The sequence below is a fragment of the Micromonospora sp. NPDC023888 genome (assembly GCF_040639415.1).
Taxonomy (GTDB): domain Bacteria; phylum Actinomycetota; class Actinomycetes; order Mycobacteriales; family Micromonosporaceae; genus Micromonospora.
The window spans coordinates 1-1,200 of sequence record NZ_JBEZZW010000106.1; the positions used below are offsets into that span (position 1 = coordinate 1).

Consider the following 1,200-nt stretch of genomic DNA (forward strand, 5'->3'; position numbering starts at 1 on the left):
CCGGGGCCGCCTGTCGTCCACCCCAACACGTAGGCGGACGCGGACACCCTCGCCCTCCGGACGGGCCAGAACGCCGTTGAGACGTTCCACCTGCTGCGGAGCGCGTCCGCGGCGAAGAGCTACGCGTACTCCCTCCAGCTGCGTCCCGGCCAGACGGCCACGCAGGGAGCGGACAACGTCATCATCGTCCCGGACGAACTGGGCAACCCCACCTCCATCACCACCCGATCGCCAGGGAGGCCAAGGGGGCGTCGAGATCCCCGTGCAGCTCACGCTCCCGGGCACCGAAGTCACCGTCTCGCTGGCGCCGGCCCGCCCGCCCCAGAACTCGCCTACCCGGTCGCGATGGACCCGGGCTTCGGCTACCGCAGCGCCACACCCTTCAAGAGGCCGAACTGCTTCTGGAACCCGCTCGACTGCACCGCGGCCTGCCATGCGCCGGGCGCAGGAGTGGCACCCCGACAGCACCCACTTCCAGGGCACGGGTGCTCCTTCCGGCACTGCTCCTGGAACGCGCGGATGGAGATCCGCCTGTCCACCACGGACGCCCACGAGCTCCTGCGACCCGGAACGAGTCGACGTCCATAGGCGTTGAGAAGCAGATAGACCTGAAGAACAACGCGACCGGCCGGGAGATCGGCCCCATGCGGACCGGCCAGAACAGCGCCGGGACGAGGGCGCGGGACGATTTGCCGCAGCGCCCGGCTAAACGGCACGCTGTGGATCATCAAGAGCAGCAGGCTTATGAGGAGCAATCAGTGACCCTTTTCGTCAGGCGGGCCGGTGCCCTGATCCTCGTTGCGGAGGCCTGCTACCTGCTCCTCATGGAGCTGGCCCTTGCGGTGTTCGTGGTGGACACCTCTCACATCGACCACACGGACACGGGAGGCTATGGCGGCCTCGGTGGCGTCCTCCTCCTCGCCGCCGAAGGGCTGACGGTCCTGCTGCTGCTCTGGGCAGCGGCCGTGCTCGGGCTCGCCTCCTTCGCGGACAAGGGCCCCTCGTGGGCGCGTGCCGCTGGCTTCGGCCTCGTGGCCCTCACGCAGGTACTCGGCACCTGGGCGGCGACGTCCAACGCGCTGACGCAGGACGCCGGAGCGGACGTGCTGGTCAACGCGGTGATGGTGCTGTTCGCCCTCACCGCCGGCGTCGCCTGTCTCCTGGGACTCCGCGGCGCGGCGCGCAAGGCGCCTGTCGCGG

At 69.9% G+C, this 1,200-nt stretch carries 1 protein-coding gene; it reads left to right on the forward strand.

Features of this window, described 5'->3' with window-relative positions:
• Positions 1–758 precede the first annotated feature (758 nt).
• Positions 759–1,200 (forward strand): hypothetical protein (locus AB0F61_RS34245; RefSeq protein ID WP_357818561.1); only part of this gene is annotated, 442 nt, incomplete at its 3' end.